Here is a 24,438-nt window from a genome sequence, read left to right on the forward strand (position 1 = left end):
AAAGGAAGAAGGAGTCCCCCCCCCCACCCCCAGGTTTCGCCGGGATTCCGCAACAGCCGCGCCGCCCACCGCACCCGCGAACGAAACCACCTCTCCCGCGTTAGCCGGGGAATGCTGACCGAAGCGCCCCCCCGCGCTCGGCCCCGGACCGCCCCCGCGGCTCCCGGGCCCGAGACGCCCTCCATCCTCCGCCCCGGCCGCAACGTCTGGCGCGCCACCCGCGCCCCCCGCGCGGCGGTGCTGCCGGACGGCGCGGCCTATTTCGGCGCGGTCCGGGCGGCGATGCTGGCAGCCCAGGCCACGATCCACGTCGTCGGCTGGGACATCGACAGCCGCACCCGCCTCGTCGGCGACACCCTGCCGGAGGACGGCCTGCCGGAGGAGCTCGGCCCCTTCCTCGCGGCCCTCGCCGAGCGCCGCCCCGGCCTCTCGGTCAAGCTGCTCCTCTGGGACTACTCCGTCCTCTACGCGCTGGAGCGCGAGCCCCTCCCCGCCCTCCACCTCCGCTGGAACACCCCGGACGCGGTGGAGCTCTGCCTCGACGACCGCACCCCCTTCGGCGCCTCGCACCACCAGAAGGTGGTCGTCATCGACGGCAAGGTCGCCTTCGCCGGCGGCCTGGACCTCACCATCCGCCGCTGGGACCGCAGCGCCCACCACCCCGCCGACCCGGACCGCCTGGACCCCGCCGGCAAGCCCTACCCGCCCTTCCACGACGTGCAGATGGTCGTGGACGGCGAGGCCGCCGCCGCGCTGGAGGACCTGTTCCAGGCCCGCTGGAACGCCGCCTGCGCGGAGTGCCTGGACCGGCCCGCACCCCCGGCCTCGGACCACGACCCCTGGCCCCCCGCCATCACGCCCGATTTCCGGGACGCCACGCTCGGCATCGCCCGCACAATGCCCGCCCTCGCCGGCGCGCCGGAGGTGCGGGAGGTGGAATCCCTCTACCTCGACACGATCGGCGGCGCGGAGCGCACGATCTACATCGAGAACCAGTTCCTCACCTGCGGCCGCGTCGCCCGCGCCCTCATCGCCCGCATGAAGGCCCGGCGAGCGCTGGAAGCCCTGATCGTCGTCCCGAAGACCCACCACACCTGGCTCGAGCACCGCACCATGCTCGCCGGCCGCATCCGCTTCATGCGCGCCATCCGCCGCGCCGGCCTCGCCGACCGCGTGCGCCTCGTCTTCCCCCATGTGCGGGACGGAGAGGCGGAATCCGAGGTCATGGTCCACGCCAAGGTCATGGCCGTGGACGACCGCTTCCTCCGCGTCGGCTCCTCCAACATCTGCAACCGCTCGATGGGCACGGACACGGAGTGCGACCTGCTGGTCGAGGCGCGGGACGCGGAGGGGCGCGCCGCCGTCCTCCGCGCCCGGGACCGCCTGATCGCCGAGCACACCGGCGTGGCGCCCGATGCCGTCTCCGCCCGCATCCGCGCCACCGGCTCCCTCCTCCAGGCCGTCAACGGCCTCTCCGCCACCGGAAAGAGCCTGCAGGACGTGAAGGACGGCGACCGCCCCGCCCGCAGTCTCCTCCCGGGCATCGAGCGCGCCGCCGACCCCCGCCGCCCCATGCAGTCCGGCGAGTTCCTCTCGGACTACCTCGTCCACCCCGACGTCGCCCCGCCCTCCGGCCGCCCCTGGCCGCTGCTGGCCCGCGCCGCGCTCCTCCTCCTGCCCGTCGCCCTCCTCCTTCTCCTCTGGAAGCTCACCCCCATCGCCGGGATGCTGACGCCAGAGGCGATGCGCGGCGCCCTGACGGATCGCGGCCACTGGGGCCCTGCCCTCTCCGTCGGCCTCTTCCTGCTGCTCGGCTTCGTCGCCTTCCCCGTGAACGTCCTCATCCTCGGCACCGCCGCCGCCTTCGGCACCTGGCCCGGCCTCGCCTACGCCGCCATCGGCGCCCTCGTCTCCGCCGCCGCCACCTACGGCCTGGGGCGGAAGCTCGGCCCGGACCTGCTGCGCCGCGTCCTCGGCCCCCGCATCAACCGCGTCAGCCAAGCGGTGAACCGCAACGGCATCCTCGCCGTCACCACCATCCGCATGCTGCCCGTGGCCCCCTTCACCCTCGTCAACCTCGTTGCCGGCGCCATGAAGATCCGCTTCCCGGACTACATGATCGGCACCGCCCTCGGCCTGCTCCCCGGCATCGCCCTCCTCTCTCTCGTGGGCGAGAGCCTGTCCCGCATCCTGGAGAACCCGACGCCGCGCAACATCGGCATCCTCACCGGCGTGCTCGTGGCCTGGGCCCTCGTCACCTGGGGCCTGCAGAAGCTCTTCCGCCGCCTGCGCCACGAGTAAGGCCGCGCGGCCGCCATGCAGGGCTTCACCTTCCGGGCCATGACCTGGAACATCCACGGCGCCGTCTCCCCCGCCGGCCGCCACGACCTGGACCGCGTCATCGCCCTCATCCGCCGCCACGAGCCGGACGTGGTCGCCGTGCAGGAGGTCGAAGGCCGCAACCGCCCGGGCCACGCCCCCTTCACCGCCCTGCGCGAAGCCCTCGGCGGCCACGCCGTGGAAGCCCCCACGATGCGCGCCACGGATGGCTGCTACGGCCACGCCCTCATCAGCCGCTGGCCGCTCGAGGAAGGCACCCTCCACGACATCTCCGTCCCCGGCCGAGAGCCCCGCACCGCCATCACCGCCCGCCTGGACACCCCCGCCGGGGCGCTGCGCCTCCTCGCCGCCCATCTCGGCCTCGGCTTTGGCGAACGCCGCGCCCAGGCCGCCCGCCTCGCCGCCCTCGCCCGCGCCACCACGGACCCCCTCCTCGCCCTCGGCGACTTCAACGACTGGGAACCCCACGGCCCCGTGGACCGCGCCTTCCTCGGCACCCTCCCCTCCCGCACCCGGCTGCGCAGCTTCCCCGTCGCCCGGCCCCTCTTCGCGCTGGACCGCATCTACGCCCGCCCCCGCGCCGCCCTCCTCCGCAGCTGGACCGACCCCGCCGCCCGCGACGCCTCCGACCACCGGCCGGTGATCGCGGAGGTCGCGCTCGGCGTGGAGGGGACGACACGGATGGCGGTGGGTTGACCGGCCCCAGGGGGCGCCGCCCCCTGGACCCCCGCTAGAAGGCTGAGCCTCCTGGACCTGCATCGGGCTGCCGCCGCGCCGTCCCGCGGCGGCGTCCCCGCGTGATGCCCTTGCAGTCGCCTCGGCTCGACGAGCCGAGGCGCACCGTCAGCTGGGTAAGACCAACCTGAAGAGGAAGATGATGGTGAGGGGTCCGGGGAGAGGAAGAATTCCTTCTTCCTCTCCCCGGGACAGACCTTCCCCGCAAGCCCGGCACCCCCGCGGAACCCTCGCGAGGCTTCGTCGTTGAGACCGCGCAATGCCGAGGTCCCTTCCATGCCCACCCCCAAGCTGAAACCGCTCTCCGAGCAGGTCATCGTCATCACCGGCGCCAGCTCCGGCATCGGCCTGGCCACCGCGCGCATGGCCGCGGAGCGCGGCGCCGCCGTGGTCGTCGTCGCCCGCAACGAGGAGGCGCTGAACGCCCTGGCGGAGGAGATCCGCTCCAAGGGCGGCCGCGCGGAGCCCGTGGTGGCCGATGTCGCCGACATGGCGCAGGTGGAGGCGGTCAGCGCCCGCGCCATAGAGGCGTTCGGCGGCTTCGATTCCTGGTGCAACAACGCCGGCGTCGCGATCTACGGCGAGCTGGAGGACGTGCCGCTGGAGGACCAGCGCCGCCTCTTCGACACCAACTACTGGGGCGTGGTGCACGGCACCCTCGTCGCCGCGCGGCACCTCAAGGGCAAGGCCGGCGGCACCATCGTCAACGTCGGCAGCGTGCTGTCCGAGCGCGCGATGACGCTGCAGGGCCCCTACTCCGCCGCCAAGTTCGCGGTGAAGGGCGTGACGGAGGCCTTCCGCACGGAGTTCGAGGCCGAGGGCTATCCGATCAGCGTCACGCTCATCAAGCCCGGCCCGATCGACACGCCCTACATGGAGCACGCGCGCAACCACCTCGGCTCGCCGGGCCTGCGGAACCCGCCGCCGGCCTATCACCCGCGCGTGGTGGCCCGCGCCATCCTGCACGCCTGCGAGACGCGCACGCGCGACCTCTACGTCGGCGGCGGCGGCTTCATGATGGCGATGATGGGCGTCCACTTCCCGCGCCTCACCGACCTGATTTTCGAGAAGATTGCCCGTCCCACCCAGGAGACCGAGGAGACCGGACGCATGGAGCGCCGCGACAACCTGTACGAGCCGCGCGAGGACCTGGCCGAGACCTCCTCCCTCTCCGGCCCGCCGCCGCGCAAGACCTCCTTCCTGCTGGAGGCGCAGATGAACCCGCTCGGCCCGGCCGGGCTGCTCATCGGCGCGGCCGCCCTGCTCGGCGGCGCCGCCATCGGCATGTACACGCTGCGCCGCCCCGCGCCCGTGCCCCAGCGGCTGGCGGACCGCGCCTGGCGCCTCGGGCAGAGCGTGGCGCGCGACGCCGGCCACGGCATCGGCACCCTGGGCCACGAGGCGAGCCGCATCGCCCACCGCGCGCTCGACTACGCGGAGCGGGCGGAGCGCGAGGCGCGCCCGCAGCTGAGGCACGCCCGCAAGCGGGCCGAGCGCTTCGCCGACAAGGCGAGCCGCTACGCCTCCTCCGTCTACGACGACGCGCGCGAGCGCGGCGGCGAGCTCTACGACGAGGCGCGCGACCGCGGCCGCGGATACTACCGGCAGGCCCGCGGCCGGGGCGAGGACCTCTACGACACCGCCCGCAAGCGCGGCCGTGACAACTACGTGGACGCCCGCGACACCGGCTGGAGCCTCTTCAAGCGCGCCCGCGACGACGGCCACGACGCCTACGAGGACGCCCGTGACCGTGGCTGGAGCCTTTTCGGCCGCGCCCGCGACCGGGGCGAGGAGGTGTACGACCGCGCCCGCAAGCGCGGCCGCGACAGCTACGAGGACGCGCGCGACACCGGCTGGAGCCTGTTCAGGCGCGCCCGCGACGACGGCCACGACGCCTACGAGGACGCCCGTGACCGTGGCTGGAGCCTTTTCGGCCGCGCCCGCGACCGGGGCGAGGAGGTGTACGACCGCGCCCGCAAGCGCGGCCGCGACAGCTACGAGGACGCGCGCGACACCGGCTGGAGCCTGTTCAGGCGCGCCCGCGACGACGGCCACGACGCCTACGAGGACGCCCGTGACCGTGGCTGGAGCCTTTTCGGCCGCGCCCGCGACCGGGGCGAGGAGGTGTACGACCGCGCCCGCAAGCGCGGCCGCGAGACCTACGAGGACGCGCGCGACGAGGGCTGGCACCTCTTCGGCCGCGCCCGCAAGGAGGTGGACCGCCGCGCCCACCAGGCCGCGCAGGAGGGCGACGGCCTGCTGGACCGGATCAACGCTTTCCTGAAGTCCCGCCTGTAGAACCGGAGCGGCCCGGAGAGATCCTCCCCGGGCCGTTCCCTTACTTCGCCTGCTCGGCCAGATGCGCCGCGTAGAAGGGCGCCGGCGCCACGATCCGGTTCTCCATCTCCTGCAGCACGCCCAGCTCTGCCACCTTGGCAAGATAGGCCTGGAACCCCGGGTCCTTGGCCATGGCCGAGCGCCGCGCCTCGCGGTCCGCCTGGCTGTCATAGGCCCAGAGGTGGACGATCCGGTTCAGCGGCCCCTCCACGGTCGTGTACCAGCCCAGGCAGCGGCCCAGGTACTTCTTCTGGATCTCCCACCCCATGGTCTCATAGACCTTCACGAACTCGGCCATGCGGTTCGGCTGGCAGGTGTAGATCCGCAGGTCCACGATCATCGGCATCTCCTCTCGCCGCATCCCGCGGCGCCATCCCCGGTCTTATCGTCCGCCACCTGCGGCCGCCTAGACCTCAGCCGCCTGTGTCCGCCTGGACCTCCCCCCATCCCCGCGGCACCCTGCCGCCCCGGCATGAGGAGGCAGTCCGCTGCGTCACCCCCCATCGCGGCGCCCCGCCATCGCCGCCCCCCTCCTGGCCCTCCTCCTCGCCGCCCCGGCGGCGGCCGAGCCCCGCATTCCCCCCTCCACTCTCCCCGGCCTCGGCGCCGCCGACCCCCGGCGCCCCGTGGACGCCGAGGCCCCGCCCTGGGCCTCCCTCGGCCGTGTCCAGACGGAGCTGGGCGGCCGCTGCACCGGCACCCTCATCGGCCCCCGCACCGTCCTCACCGCCGCGCACTGCCTCGTCGCGCCCCGCACCGGCGCCCTGGTGCGCCCCTCCTCCGTCCACTTCCTCCTCGGCTACCGGCAGGGCACCTGGAAGGCCACGTCCCGCGCCGCATCCGTCCGCACCGGCCCCGGCTTCGACCCGCGCACCCGCCTCCCCCGCGGCGCCGACTGGGCGATCCTCACCCTGGAATCCTCCATCTCCGGCACCCCCCTCGCCCTGCTGGAGGACGACCCCGCCCCGCACCTCCCGCTCGCCCTCGGCGGCTACCAGCAGGACCGCCCGGAAGTCCTGCTGGCCGATACCGCCTGTCGCGCCGTCGGCCCCGCGGTGCTGGACGGCCTGCGCCTGATCGCCCACGCCTGCGCCGCCACCCGCGGCGCCAGCGGCGCCCCCCTCCTGGCGCAACGGCCCGACGGGGACTGGGCCGTGGCCGGCGTGTCCGTGGCCGCCGCGGTCGGCACGGCCCGCGGCCTCGCCGTGCCGGCCCGATCGCTGCGGGACTGATCCCCCGCGTCCGGTCCGTGGCCAGGGAGAGGAAGAAGGAATTCTTCCTCTCCCCGGACCCCTCATCATCATCTTCTTCTGGAAATCGGAATCATCCTGCTGACGGTGCGCCTCGGGTCCACGACCCGAGGCGACTGCAAGGGCCGAACCAGCCCGCCCCAACGCGCACCAGCCCAGGTCAGTCCCCGCGGCAGCCCGATCGCGGGGTCCGGGGGGCACGTTTGCCCCCCGGTGGGGTGCAGGGGCAAAGCCCCTCCGTCACCCCAACGCCTCCCGCCCATGCGGCGCGGAGAGATCCTGCTCCGGCCCGATCGGCACGATCCTCGTCGGGTTCACCGTCGGGTGGCTCTCGTAGTAGTGCCGCTTCATGTGCGTGAAATCGCAGGTCTCCCCGAAGCCCGGAGACTGGAACAGGTCGCGCAGGTACGGGAACAGCGCGGGGTAATCCGCGATCCGCCGCAGGTTGCACTTGAAGTGCCCGTGATAGACGGGGTCGAAGCGCACCAGTGTCGTGAACAGCCGGACATCCGCCTCCGTCAGCACGTTGCCGACGAGGTAGCGCCGCGTGGCGAGATGCGCGTCCAGCTCGTCCAGTTTCGCGAACAGCGCCCGCGCCGCCTCCTCATAGGCCTCCTGCCGCGTCGCGAAGCCGGCCTTGTACACGCCGTTGTTCACCGCGTCGTAGATGCCGGCATTCATCGCGTCGATCTCCGCCCGCAGCGCCTCCGGGCAGTGGTCGCCGGGCCTCGCGCCCACGCCGTCGAAGGCGTGGTCCAGCATGCGGATGATCTCGGCGGATTCGTTGTTCACGATCGTGCCGCGCGCCTTGTCCCACAGCACCGGCACCGTCACGCGCCCGGTGTAGCGCGGGTCGGCCGCCGTATAGACCTGGTGCAGGAACCGCGCGTGGTTCACGGGGTCGGGGATCACGCCTGGCCCCTCCTCGAAGGTCCAGCCGTTCTCCTGCATCCGCCAGTGGACGACGGAGAGCCCGATCATCCCCTCCAGCCCCTTGCGCGTGCGCATGATCAGCGCCCGATGCGCCCAGGGGCAGGCGAGCGAGACGTAGAGATGATAGCGCCCGGGGTCGGCGGGGAAGCCGCCCTCCCCGCTCGGCCCGGGGCTGCCGTCCGCGGTGACCCAGTTGCGGTAGGCGCTGTCCTTGCGGACGAAGCGCCCGCCCGTCGCCTTGGTGTCGTACCACTGGTCCTGCCACCGGCCGTCCACGAGAAGTCCCATGACCTTCAGCCCGCCCGGTAACTGTTGAGGATCGCCGCACCCTCGGCGCCGGCACGCGATGTCCAATCCGCCACCACGGGCGCGGCGGCGGCCGTGAGAGCGGCGCGCAGCGGGGCGCCGCCCGCCATCGTCACGCCGTTCGCGCGCATCCGCGCCTCGTTCTCCGCCAGCCGCGTGGCGATGGCCTGGAACTGCCGCGCCTCCGTCTCCCGCGCGGCCTGCTCCACATGGTCCTGCACGGGCTTGGGCAGAGCCCGCAGCTCGGCCGTGTTGCAGAAGGCGAGGCTGAGGGGAGAGGCGTAGTCCAGCACGGTGAAGTGCGGCAGGATCTCCCACAGCCGTGCCCCCGCTCCGCCATCGCCGGAGGACATCACCGCATCCATCTCCCCTGCCCTCAGCCGGGGCAGCGCATCGGCGAAGGAGATCTGCGCGGGTTCCGCGCCCGCGTTCCGCATCGCCGCCGTGCTCGCCGCGTCATAGGTGCGGACCTTCAGCCCGCGCAGCGCCTCCGCTCCGGAGACAGGGTTGCGGGACCAGAGGCCGGTGGCGGGCCAGGGCGTGGCGTAGAGCAAGGTGACACCGCGCGCCTCCAGCGCCGCCGCGTAGGCCGGGCGCGCCGCGCGCAGCAGCCGCGCCGTGTCCTCGGCGGAGGCGGTGAGGAAAGGGAGAGCGGAGAGCTGGAAGATCGGCGCCTCGCCCGCCAGGGCACCGGTGAAGGCATCGGCCGCCTGCACGCGCCCATCCGCGGCGGCGCGGATCATCGCGGCGGAGCGCAGCCCGTCCGGCGCGTCGAAACCCGGCGTCACGAGGAGCGCGCCGCCGGAGAGACGCGTCGCGCCCTCCGCGAAGCGGGCGATGCCCTCGCCCGGCATGGCGTTCGCCGGATACTCGGTGACGATGCGCCAGGATTCCGCCGCGCGGGCGGTGCCCGCCAGCCCCGCGGCAGGCAACAGGGAGAGAAGGGTACGGCGCGTCGGCATCGGGGGGACCTCCGGTTCGCCCGGAGTATCCTGCCCGGCGCCGCCGCGCCGCAAGCCGCCCCTCGGGCTACTCCGCGGCCGCCTTGTTGCCGCCGATCACGCCGCGGCGCACCTGGTCCTCCTCGATGCTCTCGAACAGGGCGCGGAAGTTGCCCTCGCCGAAGCCGTCATCGCCCTTGCGCTCGATGAACTCGAAGAACACCGGCCCGATCACGTTGGCGGAGAAGATCTGCAGCAGCAGCCGCGCCTTGCGGTCCTCCACCACGCCCTCGCCATCCACCAGGATGCCGTTCTTCTTCAGCCGCACCAGATCCTCGCCATGGCCGGGCAGGCGCGCATCCACGCGCTCGTAATAGGTCTCCGGAGGCGCCGGCATGAAGTTCAGCCCGGCCTCGCGCAGCCCCTCGATCGTGCCGTAGATGTCGTCGCAGCCGCAGGCGACGTGCTGGATGCCCTCGCCCTTGTACTCGCGCAGGTACTCCTCGATCTGGCTCTCGTCATCCGCGCTCTCGTTCAGCGGGATGCGGATGCGGCCATCGGGGGAGGTGAGCGCGCGGGAGAAGAGGCCGGTGTACTCGCCCTTGATGTCGAAGTAGCGGATCTGCCGGAAGTTGAAGATGCGGTTGTAGAAGTCGTACCAGTAGTCCATCCGGCCGCGAAACACGTTGTGCGTCAGGTGGTCGATGTAATACAGCCCCGCGCCCGCCGGCCAGGGATCGCGCTCGCCCAGCCACATGAACTCGGCGTCGTAGCAGGACCGCCCCTCGCCGTACCTGTCGATGAAGTAGAGATAGGACCCACCGATGCCCTTGATAGCCGGCACGTCCATCGTCTTGCCCTCGGTGGCCGGCTCTGCGCCGTTCTTCACCGCGTGGTCGAAGGCGTGCTGCGCGTCCACAACGCGAAAGCCCATGGAGGGCACGCAGGGCCCGTGATCCTTCGTGAACGCCTGCGCGTGGGAGCCGGGCTCCTCCGTCAGCAGGTAGTTGATGTCGCCCTGGCGATACAGGGTGCTCTTCTTGGTGCGGTGCTTCGCGACCGCCTTGAAGCCCATCCTCTCGAACAGGGCGTGCAGCTTCTCCGGCTCCGGGCTCGCGTACTCGACGAAGGCGAAGCCGTCCGTGCCGGCCGGGTTGTGCTCGGTGACCACCGCGCGCGGCGCGTCGTGGGGGAACGGACCCATGGAAGCCTCCTCAAGGATTATGGGAGGAGCCTACCGCGCGTCCCCCGCAAGTTGCGTGCGAACTGCGAGGCGAAACGCCTGCCCTTGCACGTTCCGTGCGTGCTAGACTCTCCCCATGCAAGAAGCCGTCGAACTCGACGCCATCGACCTCCGCCTCCTCGCGGCCCTGCAGGAGGACGGGCGGCTCACGAACCAGCAGCTCGGCGACCGCGCCGGCCTCTCCCCCTCCCAGTGCTCCCGCCGCCGCACCGCGCTGGAAGCGGCGGGGATCATCCGCGGCTACCGGGCGGAGCTGGCGGCCGAACCGCTCGGCCTGCGCCTCCTTGTCTTCGTGCAGGTCACGCTGGCCACCCACAGCCGCGACAACGCCCAGCGCTTCCGCGAGCTCGTCGCCCGGCTGGAGGAGGTGCAGGAGGCCTACGCCATGACCGGCGACGCCGACTACCTCCTCAAGGCCGTGGTGGGCGACCTGAAGGACCTCTCCGCCCTCGTGAACGACGTGCTCCTGCCGCATGAGAGCGTGGCCCGCGTCCGCTCCTCCATCGTGCTGGATCGGCTGAAGGAATCCGGCCGCCTACCGCTCTCCGGCCTCCGGCGGTAACCCGGGGCTCAGCCCGCCTCCGGCATCGCCCGCGCCAGCACGATCCGGAAGCGCGCGCCCCGCTCAGCGGCCAGCAGCTCGATCCGCCCGCCCGCCCCCTCCACCAGGGACCGCGCGATGGCCAGCCCCAGCCCGGTCCCGCCCCTCTCCCGCGCCGTGGTGAAGAAGGGGTCGAAGGCCCGCGCCGCATTGGCGGGGGAAAGGCCGGGGCCGTCGTCGGAGACGGTCATCACCGCCGTCGCGCCGTCCTGCTGCAGCCCGATCGCCACCGCCGTGCCCGGCCCGGCATGGACCAGCGCGTTGCCGAGCAGGCTGTCCAGCACCGTCGCCGCCGCCTGCGGCGCGATGGCCGCCTCCGCCTCGCCCGAGACGGCCACGCGCAGCCCCGGATGCCGGGCGGCCGCCGCCTCCGCCAGGGGCCGCAGGTCGGCGCGCCCGCCCGCCGCCGCCATGTCGGCGCGGGCCAGGGCAAGAAGGCCGCTCACCAGCCGGTCCAGCCGCGCCACCCCCTCCTCGATCGTGGCCGCGAAGCGCGCCCGCTCCGCGGCCGACATCGCCTCCCCGTGCTCCGCCAGCAGCTCCGCCGCGCCGCGCATGGCGGCCAGCGGCGTCTTGAACTCGTGGCTGACATGGGCGGCCAGCCCGCGCACATAGGTCGCGCGCCCCTCCAGCGTCGCGGTCATGCGCGCGATGGCGTCCGACAGCTCCGCCGCCTCCCGCACGGCCGTGCCGGGCACGGCCGGCAGCCGGGCCGAGCCGCCGGCCGCCACCTGCCGCGCCGCGCGCACCACCGCGTCCAGCGGCCGGGTGATGAGGCGCGAGGCAAGCGCCGCGAGCGCGGCCACCAGCAGCAGAAGCAGCAGCGCCACCGCCGCGATCTCCGGCACCTTGCCGGACACCGTCTGCGTCACGGTGGACGGCGTGCGGGAGAGAAGGACGACCGCGTCCACCCTCTCCCCGTCCAGCACGGGCATGGCGAGGTGGACGCGCAGCCCGGCCGTGCGGCTGATGCCGCCGGGAACGTCGGTCGCGATCTTCTCCCGCCGGCGCAGCACCGCCAGGGGCCGCCCCGACCGCGCCGCCTCCACCTCCTCCAGCCCCGCCAGCGAAAGCCCCGTATCCGCCCCGGTGGAGGCCACCACCACGCCCGAGGCATCGAGCAGCCGCAGCGCCGCCAGCGTCACGGCCTGGGTGTCGCGCAGAACCGGCAGCAGGCGCGCACCGGCCCAGGCGGCCTCAGCCACGGGCGGCGGGCCGGGCCGCGGATCGGGCGCCAGCGGCAGCACGGTGTCGTGCGCCAGGTCCAGCCCGCGCCGCCGCGCCGTCTCCAGCGCGCGCGTCGTCAGCCCGTCCGCAAGGCTCTCCGGCGCAATGCCCCGCGCCGCGCGCCACGCCCCGGCGAGCACGGCGGCCTGGGCGCGCAGCTCCGTCTCGGTCTGCCGCACCAGCGCGCTCTCGTAGAGCCGCAGCGCCCAGAACCCCGTGACCGGCAGCACCAGCACGACGAGGTTGCTCAGCAGCAGCAGCGTCCGCAGCCGCGGCCGCCGGAACGGGCGCATGACAGGCGAAACCGCAGCGCCCCCTACTTCGGCGGCCCCTCGGCGGAGAGGGCGGGCCGGCGCTCCCCGCGCGGCTCCTCCGCCGTGGTGATCGTCCCCGTGCCCAGCAGCACGGAGAAGAGAAGCATCGGCGCCGCCCAGACCTGCACGGGCACGCCCCAGAAGGAGTGCCGCGTCGGCCCGCCCCGGTTCCAGCGCAGCCCGAGCACGAGGGTGGCGACCGCCGCGATCCCCATGGTGATGGCGACGCCCCGATCCACCTCCGGCCCGTCCACCTGCCGCAGCACGATCAACGGCAGGAACATCGCCGCCGCGGCGATGAAGATCACCCAGTGGCCACGGCCGTTCCAGAACAGGATCACGCGACCACCTCCACGATGCCGGATCCCCGGCGCCCGGAGAGTGCAGCGGGGCCGGGGAACGGGCAACCGGCGGGGCCTCCGCCCGGTTCCTCGCCGGCCCGCCGTGGCCAGAGGGAGGAAGAAGGAATTCTTCCTCCCTCCGGACCTCCCACCATCATCTTCTTCTTCGAGTTGGAGATCCTTCGTTGAAGGTGCGCCTCGGGTCGATGACCCGAGGCGACTGCAAGGGCGGGATGAGGCGCCCAGGCCTCGGCGCACCGGTTCCGTTCAATCCCGCGGCAGCCCCCTGGGGTTCCAAGGGCCTCAGGCCCTTGGCGGGTGAGGTCCGGAGAGGGCGGCGCCCTCTCCGGTCCCGCAACCGCAGGACAGGACCCGCCGGCAACCGCTCACGCCCCTCACCGCGCCGCGCCGTCCGGCACGCGGAAGTCCTCGTAGGCGGGGGAGACGGTGCGGCTGGCCCGCTCGACCTCCACGGTGATCACCACGCCGTTCGCCATGTCCACCAGGGCGAAGGGCCAGAACCCGTTGGCATCGGCAAGGCCCGCGTACAGCCGGCCGAAGTACCGGTCGGCGCCGCCATCCACGGCGTAGGGCAGCGCCACCGTCAGCACCGGGAAACGCCGCCCGTTGCACAGCTCCACCTTCACGATTTGCGCCCGGGCCGCCAGCAGCACCTCCCGCACCGGGTGCCTCCACGTCGCCAGGTCCACGGCCTCGCACCCCTGCACGGTCCTGGCGTATAGGGCGGTGGATGCCAGCTCGGGCGCGGGCGCCGCCAGGGCGGGCGCGCCGGCCAGGGCGTGCCCCAGGATGCCGCAGGCCGCCAGCGCGCGCCCGTATGCCTGTCCCATCATCCATCCTCCGGCTCGGCCCGCACGCCCGGGCGCCCTAGAGCGGGATGACATCGCATTCGCTCAGCCACCCCGCTCCAGCCTCTGCCGAACGCGCGATTCAGACATTTGGCGAAGCAGCCAAATGTCATCGCGCCCTAGTCGCACGGCCCGAGCCGGTAGCCGAACCCCGGCAGCGTCTCCACCGGCGCGGCGCCGAGCGCGGCGAACTTCGCGCGCAGCCGCCGCACGTGGCTGTCGATGGTGCGGTCGGACACCACGCGCTCCACCGTGTAGGCGCCGTCCATCAGCGCGTCGCGGTTCAGCACGCGCCCGGGGCGGCGCATCAGCGTGCGCAGCAGCCCGAACTCCGTCGCGGTCAGCACCACCTCCCGCCCGTCCCAGGTCACCCGCGCCGTGCCGGGATCGAGCGCCAGCCGGCCGTGCCGCAGCGCCTCGTCCGCCGGCACCGGCGCGGCGGGCGGGACCGGCGCCCCGCGCCGCAGCACCGCCCGCACCCGCGCCACCAGCTCCCGCGGGCTGAAAGGCTTAGTCAGGTAGTCGTCCCCGCCGATCTCCAGCCCCACCACCCGGTCCACCTCGTCGTCGCGGGAGGAGAGGAACAGCACGGGAATGGCCGCCGCCGCCCCGCCGGAGGCGCGCAGCGCGCGGCACATCTCCGTGCCGTCCATCTCCGGCAGCATCACGTCCAGCACGATCAGGTCCGGCAGCGCCTCCCGCGCGGCGGCCAGCCCGGCCGCGCCGTCCCCCGCCTCCAGCGTGGCGTAGCCCTCGCGGGAGAGGGCGAAGCGCACCACGTCCCGGATCGCCGGGTCGTCATCCACGATCAGGACGCGCGGCATGACCCTCCCCAACCCGTCTGCACCGGACCCGTCTGCACCGGAATTGCACAGCCCCGGCACCGCCTTTCCCCGCCCGCGCCATCCGGGAGGCACGGCGGGCCGCGAGGATGGCCGCCTCATCCCCGGAGGCCAAGACCGTGAGCGACATCCCCCACCCCACCCCCTCCCCTGCCACCCCCTCTGCCACCCCCTCTGCCACCCCCTCTGGCGCCACCCCGCCCCGCCCGCCCCTGCGGCTGGGCCGCGCGGGCAAGCTCGCCCTCGTCGGCGGGCTGCTGCTGGTGCTGCTGCTGCCCCACTTCATGATCGAGGGCGTGATCGAGGAGCGCCAATCCTACCAGGAGCAGGTGCGGGAGGGCATCGCGCGCAGCTGGGGCCCGGCCCAGTCCGTCCTCGGCCCCGTGCTGGTGGTGCCCACCCGCGCCCCCGCCCCCCGCGCCGTGGGCGAGGTCGGGCCGCTGCGCTGGGATCGCGGCGCGGTCGCCGTGCTGCCCACTCGGCTGGGCGCGGAAGCCCGGCTGGCGCCGGCGCGCCGCAAGCGCGGCCTCTTCGAGGCGGTGGTCTACGACGCGGAGGTCGCCCTCACCGCCACCCTCGCCGTGCCGGCCATCACCGCGGAGGCGAACACGGAACTGCTGTGGCGGGAGGCCTTCCTCGTCACCGGCGCCAGCGACCTCCGCTCCGCCGCCGCCGGCGCCCGCCTCTCCGCGGACGGGCGCGAGCTGGCGGCGCGCGACGCACCGGACGCCAACTGCTTCGGGACGGAGCTGGTCCGCTGGGATCTGGGCCTGGAAGGCCCGCCGGAACCCGGCCGCACCCTGGAGGTCACCGGCGCCCTCTCCATGCGCGGCACCGGCAGCTTCGGCCTGCTGCCGCTCGCGCGCCGGGCGGAGCTCTCCGTCACCGCGCCCTGGCCCACGCCGAGCTTCACAGGCGCCGGCCTGCCCGTGCGCTCCGACGTGACGGAGAGCGCCTTCACCGCGAACTGGCAGGAGGGCACGGGCCAGCCCCTGGTGCGGCACCTCGGGACGAGCTGGTGCCAGGGCCTGACAGGTCAGGCCACGCAGGTCGGCGTGGACCTGCTGGAGGCGGTGCCGACCTACCGCATGGTCACCCGCGCCTCGAAATACGCCGCGATGTTCCTGGCGCTGGCCTTCCTCACCTACGTGCTGTTCGAGCTGGTGGCGGGCGTGCGGATCCACCTCGTGCAGTACGGCCTGCTCGGCCTCTCAGTCGTGCTCTTCCCCCTGCTGCTGCTGGCCTTCGGGGAGCCGCTGGGCTTCGCCGCGGCCTACGCGATCAGCACCGCGGCGGTGGTGGCGCAGGCCTCCGCCTACACCGCGGCGGTCACGCGGCGGGCGGCGCTGGCCGGGCTCTTCGCCGGCATCCTCGGCGGGCTCTTCGGCTTCCTCTACGTGGTGCTGAGCCTCGAGGCCTACGCCCTGCTGGCCGGGGCCGTCGCCCTCTTCGCCGCCCTCTCGGTGGTGATGGCCGTCACCCGCCGCGTGGACTGGGCGGGGGAGTAGGGCGCCACTTGAGGCGACGCGGCGCCGAAAGGGGCGCCGCGGGCGCCCCGATCCCCATCCCCCGTGCCGGACGGCGCGGGGGATGGCGGCCGTGAGGGGCGCCCCCCATCTCCTCCGCCGATGGACATGATCCTCGCCGCCGCCTGGGGCGGCCTCACCTGGCTGCTCAGGGCCCTTGGCGCCCTCGTCAGCCTCGTCGTCGACCCGCTCTCGCTCCTCCCCTCCGGCAGGCGCCCGGCGGAGGAGGCCCCGCCGGAGACGGAGCAGCCGGGCGCACGGCAGGTCGTCGCCGGAGACCCGCCGCGGCCGGTGGAGCAGCCCCCGCGGTGGCGGCCGGCGCCGCCGGACCGCGGCGCGGAAGGCTGAGGGGTGTCACGGATCTGACCGCCGGCCGAAGAGGCAGCGGAATGCCGCCCGGCGGAGGTGCCGGGTTCGGCCCTGGGCGGCTACTCGCGCGGCTCGGTCGGCCCGCGGGCCTCTCAGCGGTTGATCAGGAACAAGGCGGGCAACTCCTCGGAGTCAGGGTCCACGAACACGAAGCCCGTCCCGTCCGAGCAGAAGTTGCCCAACTCGACCATGCCCTCGGCAAGCTCCGGGAGCGTCAGCCACTTGTCCACCTCCAGCATGAAGCGGAACGGCGGCCGTGGCGGGCTCAAGGGCCCGTTGCCGGTCCAGTAGGGCACGCCGCCCAGCTTGGTCCGCAGGGCCGTGTCGAAGTCGTGCGGGAACTGCCATTCCTCTGGCAGCGCGTAGAACCGCTCGTCGTCGGTGAAGCTGTCGGCCGCCTCCTCCGGAACCGGGTCGTCATGCGGCGCCCAGCCCTCGATCCAGACCTCCGGCAGAACGGACACGATCGGGCCGGCCGGCGCGGCCCCCTCCGGCCGAAGCTCCCCCTCATCCAGGAAGAAGGCCGCGTTCGCGCCGCTCCGGGGATCCCAGAAGTCACAGATCGTCAGCCGTTCGCAGGTGAACACGTGCAGCACCTTGCGGGCCAGGTCAGGGCGTCCGGCCAGCGGCCCGGCCCGATCGAGGTGGCCGCGCACCGGGATCTGGGCAAGGCAGCTCATGGGGTGTCCGCACTCCCGGCACGCGGGCCAGCGCTGCGGCGGCACGCCCCAGGGCAGCCCGCCGAACTTGGCCCGCAGGACCGGCCCGGCACCGTCAGCGGCCAGGCGCAGGCTGGGAAGGTAGCTTCTCATCGTCCGGACCCATCCTCGCGTGCCCCATCGCCGCTTTCCACCCGATGCGGCCGGTCCTGTCCACGGCCGCAGGCGCCCGCCACCCGCGCAACACCCGCCGGCACGGCCCAGCGGCCGGGAGCCGCGCCCCGCCCTACCCCGGCGGGAAGCGCCGCCGCAGCCAGGAAACCGCCAGCCGGTTCAGCTCCTCCGGCCTCTCCTCCGGCGTCCAGTGCCAGCAATCCGCCACGACGTGCCTCTCCAGCTCCGGCACATGGGCCTCCATCCCCTCCGCCATGCTCGGCCTGAGCACCACGTCGTTGGCCGCCGAGACCATCAGGGACGGCACGCGCACCGTCTGGTCCACCCCGCGCCCCTCCCGCCAGTTCGCCGAGATGTTCCGGTACCAGTTGATGGCCGGCGTGAACCCCGTGCGCGCGAACTGCGCCGCGTAGACGTCCAGCTCCCCCGCGCTCAGCACGTCGCGCCCAGGTAGCCGTTCATTCAGCCTCTCCGGCACGGGCTGCCCGTAATACTCCATGTTCGCGACCGCCCGCGGCAGCCGGTCCCACTCGGCCGGCGTGCCGAGATCCTTGCGGTAGGAATTCCGCAGCGCGCCGCGCGGGTCCCGGTTCATCACCTCGTCCGCCACCGTCCCGTCCTGGAACATCAGCACGTACATGCCGGGGCTGTAGACCCCGCGCATCTGCAGGATTGGATCGACGGCCGGATCGGCCACGAAGCCCCGCTTTTCCGGGGAAGCGGCCGCGACGATGTCGGGGTGCAGCCACAGCATCCAGTGCGGGATGTGCGGCGTGTTCACCCCGATCACCCCGGCCACGCGCCCGGGGTGCAGGATCGCCATCTGCCAGGCGAGCAGCCCGCCCCAGTCATGCCCCATGAACACCGCCCTCCCGAGGCCGAGCGCGTCCAGCAGGCCCACCAGGTCCCCCGTCAGCCGGGCGATGCCGTAATCCTCCACCGCCCCCGGCGCGTCGCTCCGCCCGTAGCCGCGAAGGTCGGGCACGATGACGCGGTAGCCCGCGGCAACGAGGGCCGGGATCTGGTGGCGCCAGGTGAAGGCCAGCCCGGGAAACCCGTGCAGCAGCACCACCGCCGGGCCGGAACCCGCCTCGTGCACCGCCAGGTTGATGCCGTTGGCCCTGATCATGCGGAAGGGCGGCATGACGGCCGTCTGCGCGGCGGCGGCCGGGATCACGGCGGGCAGCAGGGGGGCCATGGCGGCCGCGGCGGAACCGGCGAGCAGCGCCCGCCGGGAAAAGCCGGCCATCCCCGCCCCCGCACCGGGCGCGGCCGCCACCGGCCGGCCGCCCTCCCCGGCGGTGCCGGGGCGAAGCTTGGCCTCCCGCATCACGGCGCCTCCAGCGCCAGCACCTCGCCGCCGCTCGCCTCCAGGCGGGCGAGGTAGGCGTCGTGGTCGAGCAGCTGGTAGGGAAAGTAGAGCCCGGCCGGCGTCGCCGGACGCCCGTCGAGCCCGACGAGCCGCTCGAGGATCATCGCGACCCCCATCCCCGTCAGCGGCGCCGATCCCCCGCGATGCACCACCGCGTGGCAGGTGCGGAGCGCCCGGCCCGCATGGTCCGTCCCGGCGAGCTCGATGACGATCTCGGTGGACATCGGCCCGCCCCGGCGGCGGCTGGAACTCACCCCGGTGGCCAGGTTGAACATCACGTCCGGCGCGCCGGTCGCCGTGGCGAGCCCGACAACGTCGATCGAGGAGAAGCCGGTGGCCTCCACCGCGGTGCCGTCGACGGCGCGGAACCCCGCCTTGGCGTCCTCGCCCGCGCGCCAGACATAGCGGCCGCCGCGCCGCGTGAGCGCGGCGGGGAGCGTGCTGTTCAGCCGCTCGAAATCCTCGGCCACCGCCGGGCCGCCGCTGTCCTCCTCGTCGACCAGCGCGCCGATGGCGATCCTCTCGACCCGCCCGAAGGCCCTGGCGAGGCCGAGCGCGGGTACCGTCGTCGCGCCCACCAGCCACTCGTAGCCGAGGACGACCGGCGCGGCGCCCGGCCGGTGCATGAAGGCCGCGACCTCGGGCGCGATCTCGTACACGCCGGAGGAGATGCTGAGATGCGGCACGCCGCGCGCCTGCGCGAAGCGGAGCCCCGCGATCCTCTCGTCCGAGAAGAGGACGCCGACGGCCCGGACCGGCCGCCCGCCGAGGCCGAGGTCGTCCGCGTCGAGGTCGAGCGCCGCGCCCTCCGCGCCGCCGATCTCCGCCGCCGCCTTCTCCGCCTTCGCGAGGTCCCGCCCGCCGATCAGCAGCGGCAGGTCCGGATGCGTCTCGCGCAGGAACCGCGCCGTCCAGCGGCCGATGGAACCGGAACCGCCCATGAGCAGAATGGGAGCGTCCGTCATTGCCAAGCCTCCTCTCCTCGGGATACCAACCTACCATTGGTAGGAAGCCCAGTTGGCTACTCTTGGTAGGTTATGCAAGACGGTGGCGACGTGCGAGGTGACGGCGTGAGGGGCGACGGCGTGGGCGGCCGGGAAGGCGCGGCCGGGCGCGCGGCCCCGCGCAGGCTCTCGAAGGCCGACCGGCGGCGCCAGCTGCTGGACACGGCGCTCCTCATCGTGCGGGAGGAAGGGGCGGACCGGCTCACCCTCGGCCACCTCGCCGCGCGCGCCGGGGTCTCCAAGCCCGTGGCCTACGACCATTTCGGCACGCGGTCCGGCCTGCTGATCGAGCTCTACCGATGGATCGACACGGAGCGGGTGAACGCCTTCCGGGACGCGATGGCGGTCGGCGAGCGCAGCCTCGGGGAATGCGTCCGGTTGCTGGCGGACGCCTACATCCACTGCGCCGCCGACAGGACGGACGAGTTCCACGCCGTCGGCGCCGCGCTGGCCGGCAGCGAGGAGAAGGCCGCGGTCTTCCAGGAGCTGCTCGACAACTGCGTCCGCATGTTCGTCTCGGTCCTCAGCCCCCACAGCACCCTGCCGCCGGCCGAGCTGGAGCGGCGCTGCATCGGCCTGGTCGGCGCGGGCGAGGCGCTCTCGGCCGCGCTGGTGCGCGGCAGCCTCACCGAGGCCGAGGCCGTCCGCGCCTTCGCGTCGATGATCGAGGGCGGGCTGCGCACCCCGCCGGGATGACGGGGCCGCCCGTCGTCCCTCTCTCGGGAGCGGGGTCCGCCCGGCCTCTCCCGGCCGCGATCACGTGGGACACGATGCCCCGATGGTAGACGCCTACCTTATCCGCCCAGTGGACGAATCCGACCTGCCTCTGCTCACGGCCTAGCGGCGGCAGGCCCATGTTCGCCGCTGGTGGGGCCCGCCGGAAGTCGAGCCCGAGGCGGAGACGCTGCGCGAGCCCTGCGTCGCGATGTGGATCGCCGGAACCGGCCAGCCCCTTGCGTTCATCCCCCTGGCCTTCATCCAGGACTACGCCGTCGCGGACTGGCCGCCCCACCACTTCGACTACCTGCCGCCTGGATCGCGCGGAATGGACGTCTATATCGGGCCGCGCGAAGCCCTGCATCAGGGCCATGGCGCCAGGATCGTGCGGCAGCACGTGGACCGCCTCTTCGGCCTTGGCGTGCCCGCCGTCGGCATCGACCCCCATCCCGACAACTGGCCTGCCCGCCGCGCCTTCTCCCGCGCGGGGTTCGTGACCGCCGGCGGACCGCTGGACACCCGGTGGAGCCGGGCGATGCTGATGCACCGCCTCGCGTCGCAGGAAGTTCCGCTTCCCCGGTGAGCAGGACCCGGCCCGCCGCATCGTCACGGCCCGCGCGCCCGGTCCTTCCGGCCTTCGGCATCGCCACCGTCACCCCCTTTCCGGATCGCGGGTCCGCCCCGCGAGCGCCAGCAGCGCGATCAGCGACCCCGCCGTGAGCGCCCCGGACAGCAGCAGCGCGGCCCGCGGCCCCAGCGCATCCAGCACCAGCGCGAAGAGCAGCGGCGCCCCGCCCTGCAGCAGCCGCGCCGGCGCCGCCAGCAGCCCCGTCCGCAGCCCGTAGCCGGCGGGGCCGAACAGGGCCAGCGGCAGCGTCCCCCGCGCGATGGTCAGCAGCCCGTTCCCGGCGCCGTGCAGCAGCACGAAGGGCACCGCCGCCACCGGCCCCAGGATCGCCAGCAGCGCCGCGCCCACCGGGTGCAGCCCGGCGGCCAGCCGGGCGGTGAGAAGGGGCGAGGCCCGCCGCAGCAGCGCGAACTCCGCCAGCCGGGCCGCCACCTGCGCCGGCCCCACCAGGGAGGCCGCGAACACCGCGGCGGCCGGGGCCGCCCCGAGCGCCTCGATGATCCGGGGCAGGTGCGCGGCCATGGCGGTGGAGACGAAGGCGGTCGCGGCGAAGACGGCCGCCAGGACGACCATGGTCCAGGGCACGCCACCCGGCGCCGTACCGGCCGGGGCCGCGCCACCCGCCGGCCCCGCCGCGGGCCCGGCCGCCCGCACCCCGGGGATGAGAAGGCGGTTCACCGGCAGCGCCACCGCCAGGTGCAGCACGGCCCAGGCGAGAAGGGCGCCGCGCCAGCCCAGCGCCTCGATGAGGAAGGCGCTGGCGGGCCACCCCACCGTGCTGGCGAAGCCGGCGAAAAGGGTGATCCCGGTGATCGCGCCGCGCGCCTCGCGCCCGTAGAGGCCGGCGACGGTCGCGAAGGCGGCCTCATAGAGCCCGCACCCCATGCCGATGCCGACCACCGCCCAGCCCAGGGCCAGCGTCACCGGCCCGGAAGCCATGGCCAGCAGCCCCAGCCCGGCCGCGAAGAGAAGGTTGGAGGCCACCAGCACGTCCCGGCCGCCACGGCTGTCGATCAGCCGCCCCGCGACCGGCCCCACCAGCCCGGAGAGCAGCAGCGCGCCGGAGAAGATCCCGAAGAACAGCGTGCGCGACACGCCCAGCGCCTCGCTGACCGGGTCCGCGAAGACGGCCGGGAGGTAGTAGGTGGAACCCCAGGCCAGGGTCTGCGTGATCCCGAGGGTGGTGGTGACCACCCCCCGGCGCCGTGCCAGTTCCGCGGCCCTCATGCGCGCTCGTACCAGCCCTTCGTCCGCATCACGATGTGGACCACCGAGAGCATGACGGGCACCTCGACCAGCACGCCGACCACGGTCGCCAGCGCGGCGCCGCTCTCGAACCCGAAGAGGGCGATGGCGGCCGCGACGGCCAGCTCGAAAAAGTTGGACGCGCCGATCAGAGCCGACGGCCCGGCCACGCTGTGCGCCGAGCCGCACCCCCGGTTCAGTACGTAGGCCAGCCCGGCATTGAAGTAGACCTGGATCAGGATCGGGACGGCCAGCAGCAGGATGACGCCCGGCTGCGCGAGGATCTGCTCGCCCTGGAAGCCGAACAGCAGCACCAGCGTCGCCAGCAGGGCCACCAGCGACACCGGGTGCAGCGCCTTCAGCGCGCGCCCGAGCGCCGCCTCGCCGCCGGAGGCCAGCAGCGACCGCCGCCAGAGCTGCGCCGCGACGAGGGGCAGGACGATGTAGAGCAGGACCGAGAGCAGCAGCGTGTCCCAGGGCACCGTGATGGCGGACAGCCCGAGCAGCAGGCCGACCACCGGCGCGAAGGCCACCAGCATGATCGCGTCGTTCAGCGCCACCTGGCTGAGCGTGAAGTTGGCGTCGCCGTCCGTCAGGCGGGACCACACGAAGACCATGGCGGTGCAGGGCGCCGCGGCGAGCAGGATCAGCCCGGCGATGTAGCTGTCCACCTGCGCGGCGGGCAGCAGGGGGCGGAACAGCCAGCCGATGAACAGCCAGCCCAGCAGCGCCATGGAGAAGGGCTTCACCAGCCAGTTGATGCCGAGCGTGACGGCGATGCCGCGCCAGTGCCGGGTGACCTGTCCCATGGCGGCGAAATCCACCCGGAGCAGCATCGGCACGATCATCGCCCAGATGAGCAGGGCGACGGGGATGTTGACCCGGGCCACCTCCATGCCGCCGAGCGCCCGGAAGGGGCCGGGCAGCAGCGCGCCGAGCGCGATGCCGGTGACGATGCAGAGCGCGACCCAGAGCGTCAGGTAGCGCTCGAAGGTGCCCATGGCCGCCCGGCGGCGCCTGATCGAGGCCTCGCCTTCCACGGCCCCGCTCACGCCCCCGGAACCCTGGCGATGCGCTGTCCGTCCGTGCCGACCACCGCCTCGCCGTCCTCCTTGGAGAAGGCGCCGCGCTGCGGGTTTGGCAGAATGTCGAGGACGGCCTCGGACGGCCTGCACAGCCGCACGCCAAGGGGCGTCACGACGATCGGGCGGTTGATGAGGATGGGGTGCGCCATCATCGCGTCGAGCAGCGCGTCGTCGGTCAGCGACGGATCGCCGAGGCCCAACTCCGCGTAGGGCGTGCCCTTCTCGCGCAGCACGGCGCGGACCGGCACGCCCATGCGCCGGATGAGGTCGGCCATCCCCTCCCGGGTCGGCGGCGTCTTCAGGTACTCGACCACCTCCGGCTCCTCACCGCTGTTGCGGATGAGGGCGAGCACGTTGCGGGAGGTCCCGCAGGCCGGGTTGTGAAAGATCGTGACGGTCATGCCGAGGGCTCCGGGGAGGGGCAGGCACGGGCCGAGAGGGCGACAACCGCGGGGGTGCAGACCTCCGGGTGGCCCTGGCAGCAGTCCCGCATGAGGAAGGCGATGAGGCCGGACAGGGCGTCGTAGACAGCCGAGTACCGGATTGAGCGGCCGTCCCGGCGCGACTGCACCAGCCCGGCCGCCTCGAGGTGGGTGAGGTGGAAGGACAGGCGCGAGGAGGTGGCGCCCATGGCCTCGCCGATGGCACCGGCCGCCATGCCGTCCGGTCCCGCCGTGACCAGCAGGCGCACGATCCGCAGCCGGGTCTCCTGGGCGAGGGCGCCGAGGGCATCGAGTGCTTGCGTTTCGTCCATGGCCTCTTAATGTCTCAAGACACGTTGAGATAAAAGAGGGAAGATGAACGCGCCTGCCCTGCCCCTGACCATCGGCTTTCAGGCTGATGCCTCGCTGGGCGCCGTCCTCGACGCGCTGCGGCCCCACGCCGAACGCCGCCTCGCCATCCGCTATGACGGGCAACAGACCGGGCCCGGCTATCACGTCACTGAGGTGAAGGCCGGGTCCTTCGTCACCCTCGACTGCGGCGGGAACCCGGACGCCTGGCAGGAGACGATCCTGCAGGTGGAGGACCTGCCCGCTACGGCCGAGAAGCCGGACCACATGGAGGTCGCCAAGTTCCTCTCTATCCTGGAGAAGGTGACTGCCCGGGTCGCCCTGCGGGCGGAGAGCCGCCTCACCTTCGAGATCGGTCCGCCCGGCCGCCCCATGCAGGTCTTCGACGTGGAGGCCGTTCGGATCGAGGCGGCGGGCGCGGTGATCGAGCTCGCGCCCCGTCCGGCGATCTGCAAGCCGCGCCACCGGGCGGAGGGGGAGGCCAAGGCCTCAGCCTCCTGCTGCAAGCCATTGAGCGGGTGCTGCTGACAGGCGGCGCCGGGCACGGCAGGGCTGCGGGTGGCCCCCGCCCCGTCCCACACGCCATGAT

General features: G+C 73.6%; 24 protein-coding genes and 1 pseudogene. 10 read left to right on the forward strand and 15 right to left on the reverse strand.

The genetic code is table 11. The annotated features are described in order from the left end of the window. The first annotated feature begins 111 nt into the window (after nt 1–111). From VQH23_RS04105 to VQH23_RS04115, 3 genes are all read left to right on the forward strand, one after another. On the forward strand, nt 112–2,301 hold the full coding sequence (locus VQH23_RS04105) for a VTT domain-containing protein (RefSeq protein ID WP_338664348.1): 2,190 nt from the start codon (nt 112–114) through the stop codon (nt 2,299–2,301). A 39-nt stretch (nt 2,302–2,340) separates the two neighbouring features. After that, nucleotides 2,341–3,036, forward strand: a complete 696-nt coding sequence (locus VQH23_RS04110) for an endonuclease/exonuclease/phosphatase family protein (protein ID WP_338664349.1) — start codon at nt 2,341–2,343, stop codon at nt 3,034–3,036. Between the two features lie 315 nt (nt 3,037–3,351). Then, on the forward strand, nt 3,352–5,373 hold the full coding sequence (locus VQH23_RS04115; protein ID WP_338664350.1) for an SDR family oxidoreductase: 2,022 nt from the start codon (nt 3,352–3,354) through the stop codon (nt 5,371–5,373). A 40-nt stretch (nt 5,374–5,413) separates the two neighbouring features. Here the strand turns inward: VQH23_RS04115 and VQH23_RS04120 are convergent, their stop codons facing one another. Then, nucleotides 5,414–5,752, reverse strand: a complete 339-nt coding sequence (locus VQH23_RS04120; RefSeq protein WP_338664351.1) for an NIPSNAP family protein — start codon at nt 5,750–5,752, stop codon at nt 5,414–5,416. A 286-nt stretch (nt 5,753–6,038) separates the two neighbouring features. Here VQH23_RS04120 and VQH23_RS04125 point away from each other — a divergent pair, with 286 nt between their 5' ends. Continuing rightward, on the forward strand, nt 6,039–6,644 hold the full coding sequence (locus VQH23_RS04125; protein WP_338664352.1) for a trypsin-like peptidase domain-containing protein: 606 nt from the start codon (nt 6,039–6,041) through the stop codon (nt 6,642–6,644). A gap of 258 nt (nt 6,645–6,902) precedes the next feature. Here the strand turns inward: VQH23_RS04125 and VQH23_RS04130 are convergent, their stop codons facing one another. From VQH23_RS04130 to hppD, 3 genes are all read right to left on the reverse strand, one after another. Continuing rightward, entirely contained in the window at nt 6,903–7,883 is a 981-nt protein-coding gene (locus VQH23_RS04130) for a glutathione S-transferase family protein (RefSeq protein WP_338664354.1), read from the reverse strand. 5 nt (nt 7,884–7,888) lie between these two features. Continuing rightward, complete coding sequence (gene dctP, locus VQH23_RS04135) at nt 7,889–8,863, reverse strand: TRAP transporter substrate-binding protein DctP (protein WP_338664355.1); 975 nt, start codon at nt 8,861–8,863, stop codon at nt 7,889–7,891. Between the two features lie 67 nt (nt 8,864–8,930). Next, nucleotides 8,931–10,046, reverse strand: coding sequence for a 4-hydroxyphenylpyruvate dioxygenase (hppD, locus tag VQH23_RS04140; protein ID WP_338664356.1), 1,116 nt, complete (start codon nt 10,044–10,046; stop codon nt 8,931–8,933). A 115-nt stretch (nt 10,047–10,161) separates the two neighbouring features. Here hppD and VQH23_RS04145 point away from each other — a divergent pair, with 115 nt between their 5' ends. Then, nucleotides 10,162–10,647, forward strand: coding sequence for an Lrp/AsnC family transcriptional regulator (locus tag VQH23_RS04145; protein WP_338664357.1), 486 nt, complete (start codon nt 10,162–10,164; stop codon nt 10,645–10,647). 8 nt (nt 10,648–10,655) lie between these two features. On the opposite strand, the gene VQH23_RS04150 is transcribed toward VQH23_RS04145, so the two are convergent. From VQH23_RS04150 to VQH23_RS04165, 4 genes are all read right to left on the reverse strand, one after another. Next, nucleotides 10,656–12,206: a HAMP domain-containing sensor histidine kinase gene (locus VQH23_RS04150; RefSeq protein WP_338664358.1), complete on the reverse strand. Its 1,551-nt coding sequence runs from the start codon at nt 12,204–12,206 to the stop codon at nt 10,656–10,658. Between the two features lie 23 nt (nt 12,207–12,229). Beyond that, entirely contained in the window at nt 12,230–12,568 is a 339-nt protein-coding gene (locus VQH23_RS04155; protein ID WP_338664359.1) for a hypothetical protein, read from the reverse strand. Between the two features lie 395 nt (nt 12,569–12,963). Then, nucleotides 12,964–13,422, reverse strand: a complete 459-nt coding sequence (locus tag VQH23_RS04160) for a hypothetical protein (protein WP_338664360.1) — start codon at nt 13,420–13,422, stop codon at nt 12,964–12,966. 134 nt (nt 13,423–13,556) lie between these two features. Then, nucleotides 13,557–14,261: a response regulator transcription factor gene (locus tag VQH23_RS04165; protein ID WP_338664361.1), complete on the reverse strand. Its 705-nt coding sequence runs from the start codon at nt 14,259–14,261 to the stop codon at nt 13,557–13,559. Nucleotides 14,262–14,398: 137 nt separating this feature from the next. Here VQH23_RS04165 and creD point away from each other — a divergent pair, with 137 nt between their 5' ends. Beyond that, nucleotides 14,399–15,787 carry a cell envelope integrity protein CreD gene (creD, locus tag VQH23_RS04170; RefSeq protein WP_338664362.1) on the forward strand — a complete coding sequence of 463 codons (1,389 nt, stop codon included), beginning with the start codon at nt 14,399–14,401 and terminating at the stop codon, nt 15,785–15,787. Between the two features lie 120 nt (nt 15,788–15,907). Further along, a complete protein-coding gene (locus VQH23_RS04175; protein ID WP_338664363.1) occupies nt 15,908–16,153 on the forward strand; it encodes a hypothetical protein in 246 nt (81 codons plus the stop codon). Between the two features lie 113 nt (nt 16,154–16,266). Here the strand turns inward: VQH23_RS04175 and VQH23_RS04180 are convergent, their stop codons facing one another. From VQH23_RS04180 to VQH23_RS04190, 3 genes are all read right to left on the reverse strand, one after another. Then, a complete protein-coding gene (locus VQH23_RS04180) occupies nt 16,267–16,986 on the reverse strand; it encodes a hypothetical protein (protein WP_338664364.1) in 720 nt (239 codons plus the stop codon). Nucleotides 16,987–17,119: 133 nt separating this feature from the next. Then, entirely contained in the window at nt 17,120–18,337 is a 1,218-nt protein-coding gene (locus VQH23_RS04185) for an alpha/beta hydrolase (protein WP_338664365.1), read from the reverse strand. Next, nucleotides 18,337–19,344 (reverse strand): hypothetical protein, encoded by a 1,008-nt coding sequence (locus tag VQH23_RS04190; protein ID WP_338664366.1) that lies wholly within the window; start codon nt 19,342–19,344, stop codon nt 18,337–18,339. Before VQH23_RS04190 ends, VQH23_RS04185 begins: the two co-directional genes overlap by 1 nt. A 105-nt stretch (nt 19,345–19,449) precedes the next feature. On the opposite strand from VQH23_RS04190, the gene VQH23_RS04195 reads away from it, so the two are divergent. Both VQH23_RS04195 and VQH23_RS04200 read left to right on the forward strand, forming a co-directional pair. After that, a complete protein-coding gene (locus tag VQH23_RS04195) occupies nt 19,450–20,079 on the forward strand; it encodes a TetR/AcrR family transcriptional regulator (RefSeq protein WP_338664367.1) in 630 nt (209 codons plus the stop codon). Between the two features lie 163 nt (nt 20,080–20,242). Continuing rightward, nucleotides 20,243–20,683, forward strand: a pseudogene (locus tag VQH23_RS04200) (GNAT family N-acetyltransferase); the annotation flags it as partial. A 69-nt stretch (nt 20,684–20,752) separates the two neighbouring features. On the opposite strand, the gene VQH23_RS04205 reads toward VQH23_RS04200, so the two are convergent. Genes VQH23_RS04205 through VQH23_RS04220 form a run of 4 tightly spaced genes read right to left on the reverse strand, consistent with a single transcriptional unit; the run spans nt 20,753 to nt 23,812 of the window. Next, a complete protein-coding gene (locus VQH23_RS04205) occupies nt 20,753–21,955 on the reverse strand; it encodes an MFS transporter (RefSeq protein WP_338664368.1) in 1,203 nt (400 codons plus the stop codon). Beyond that, entirely contained in the window at nt 21,952–22,974 is a 1,023-nt protein-coding gene (gene arsB, locus VQH23_RS04210; RefSeq protein WP_338666053.1) for an ACR3 family arsenite efflux transporter, read from the reverse strand. Before arsB ends, VQH23_RS04205 begins: the two co-directional genes overlap by 4 nt. A gap of 47 nt (nt 22,975–23,021) precedes the next feature. Further along, complete coding sequence (gene arsC / locus VQH23_RS04215; RefSeq protein WP_338664369.1) at nt 23,022–23,459, reverse strand: arsenate reductase (glutaredoxin); 438 nt, start codon at nt 23,457–23,459, stop codon at nt 23,022–23,024. Continuing rightward, complete coding sequence (locus VQH23_RS04220) at nt 23,456–23,812, reverse strand: metalloregulator ArsR/SmtB family transcription factor (RefSeq protein WP_338664370.1); 357 nt, start codon at nt 23,810–23,812, stop codon at nt 23,456–23,458. Before VQH23_RS04220 ends, arsC begins: the two co-directional genes overlap by 4 nt. A gap of 43 nt (nt 23,813–23,855) precedes the next feature. On the opposite strand from VQH23_RS04220, the gene VQH23_RS04225 reads away from it, so the two are divergent. Beyond that, the gene (locus VQH23_RS04225; RefSeq protein WP_338664371.1) at nt 23,856–24,377 is read left to right on the forward strand and encodes a DUF6428 family protein; all 522 of its coding nucleotides are present in this window, start codon (nt 23,856–23,858) and stop codon (nt 24,375–24,377) included. Nucleotides 24,378–24,438: the final 61 nt, after the last annotated feature.

This window comes from Pararoseomonas sp. SCSIO 73927 (genome assembly GCF_037040815.1).
Taxonomy (GTDB): Bacteria; Pseudomonadota; Alphaproteobacteria; order Acetobacterales; family Acetobacteraceae; genus Roseomonas.

What these genes read in the sequence shown, in the direction of transcription:
- VQH23_RS04105 (WP_338664348.1), top strand. Translation starts at nt 112, where the DNA reads ATGCTGACCGAAGCGCCCCCCCGCGCTCGGCCCCGGACCGCCCCCGCG.
- VQH23_RS04110 (WP_338664349.1), top strand. Translation starts at nt 2,341, where the DNA reads ATGACCTGGAACATCCACGGCGCCGTCTCCCCCGCCGGCCGCCACGAC.
- VQH23_RS04115 (WP_338664350.1), top strand. Translation starts at nt 3,352, where the DNA reads ATGCCCACCCCCAAGCTGAAACCGCTCTCCGAGCAGGTCATCGTCATC.
- VQH23_RS04120 (WP_338664351.1), bottom strand. Translation starts at nt 5,752, where the DNA reads ATGATCGTGGACCTGCGGATCTACACCTGCCAGCCGAACCGCATGGCC.
- VQH23_RS04130 (WP_338664354.1), bottom strand. Translation starts at nt 7,883, where the DNA reads ATGGGACTTCTCGTGGACGGCCGGTGGCAGGACCAGTGGTACGACACC.
- dctP (WP_338664355.1), bottom strand. Translation starts at nt 8,863, where the DNA reads ATGCCGACGCGCCGTACCCTTCTCTCCCTGTTGCCTGCCGCGGGGCTG.
- hppD (WP_338664356.1), bottom strand. Translation starts at nt 10,046, where the DNA reads ATGGGTCCGTTCCCCCACGACGCGCCGCGCGCGGTGGTCACCGAGCAC.
- VQH23_RS04145 (WP_338664357.1), top strand. Translation starts at nt 10,162, where the DNA reads ATGCAAGAAGCCGTCGAACTCGACGCCATCGACCTCCGCCTCCTCGCG.
- VQH23_RS04150 (WP_338664358.1), bottom strand. Translation starts at nt 12,206, where the DNA reads ATGCGCCCGTTCCGGCGGCCGCGGCTGCGGACGCTGCTGCTGCTGAGC.
- VQH23_RS04160 (WP_338664360.1), bottom strand. Translation starts at nt 13,422, where the DNA reads ATGATGGGACAGGCATACGGGCGCGCGCTGGCGGCCTGCGGCATCCTG.
- VQH23_RS04165 (WP_338664361.1), bottom strand. Translation starts at nt 14,261, where the DNA reads ATGCCGCGCGTCCTGATCGTGGATGACGACCCGGCGATCCGGGACGTG.
- VQH23_RS04175 (WP_338664363.1), top strand. Translation starts at nt 15,908, where the DNA reads ATGGACATGATCCTCGCCGCCGCCTGGGGCGGCCTCACCTGGCTGCTC.
- VQH23_RS04180 (WP_338664364.1), bottom strand. Translation starts at nt 16,986, where the DNA reads ATGAGAAGCTACCTTCCCAGCCTGCGCCTGGCCGCTGACGGTGCCGGG.
- VQH23_RS04185 (WP_338664365.1), bottom strand. Translation starts at nt 18,337, where the DNA reads ATGCGGGAGGCCAAGCTTCGCCCCGGCACCGCCGGGGAGGGCGGCCGG.
- VQH23_RS04190 (WP_338664366.1), bottom strand. Translation starts at nt 19,344, where the DNA reads ATGACGGACGCTCCCATTCTGCTCATGGGCGGTTCCGGTTCCATCGGC.
- VQH23_RS04205 (WP_338664368.1), bottom strand. Translation starts at nt 21,955, where the DNA reads ATGAGGGCCGCGGAACTGGCACGGCGCCGGGGGGTGGTCACCACCACC.
- arsB (WP_338666053.1), bottom strand. Translation starts at nt 22,974, where the DNA reads ATGGGCACCTTCGAGCGCTACCTGACGCTCTGGGTCGCGCTCTGCATC.
- arsC (WP_338664369.1), bottom strand. Translation starts at nt 23,459, where the DNA reads ATGACCGTCACGATCTTTCACAACCCGGCCTGCGGGACCTCCCGCAAC.
- VQH23_RS04220 (WP_338664370.1), bottom strand. Translation starts at nt 23,812, where the DNA reads ATGGACGAAACGCAAGCACTCGATGCCCTCGGCGCCCTCGCCCAGGAG.
- VQH23_RS04225 (WP_338664371.1), top strand. Translation starts at nt 23,856, where the DNA reads ATGAACGCGCCTGCCCTGCCCCTGACCATCGGCTTTCAGGCTGATGCC.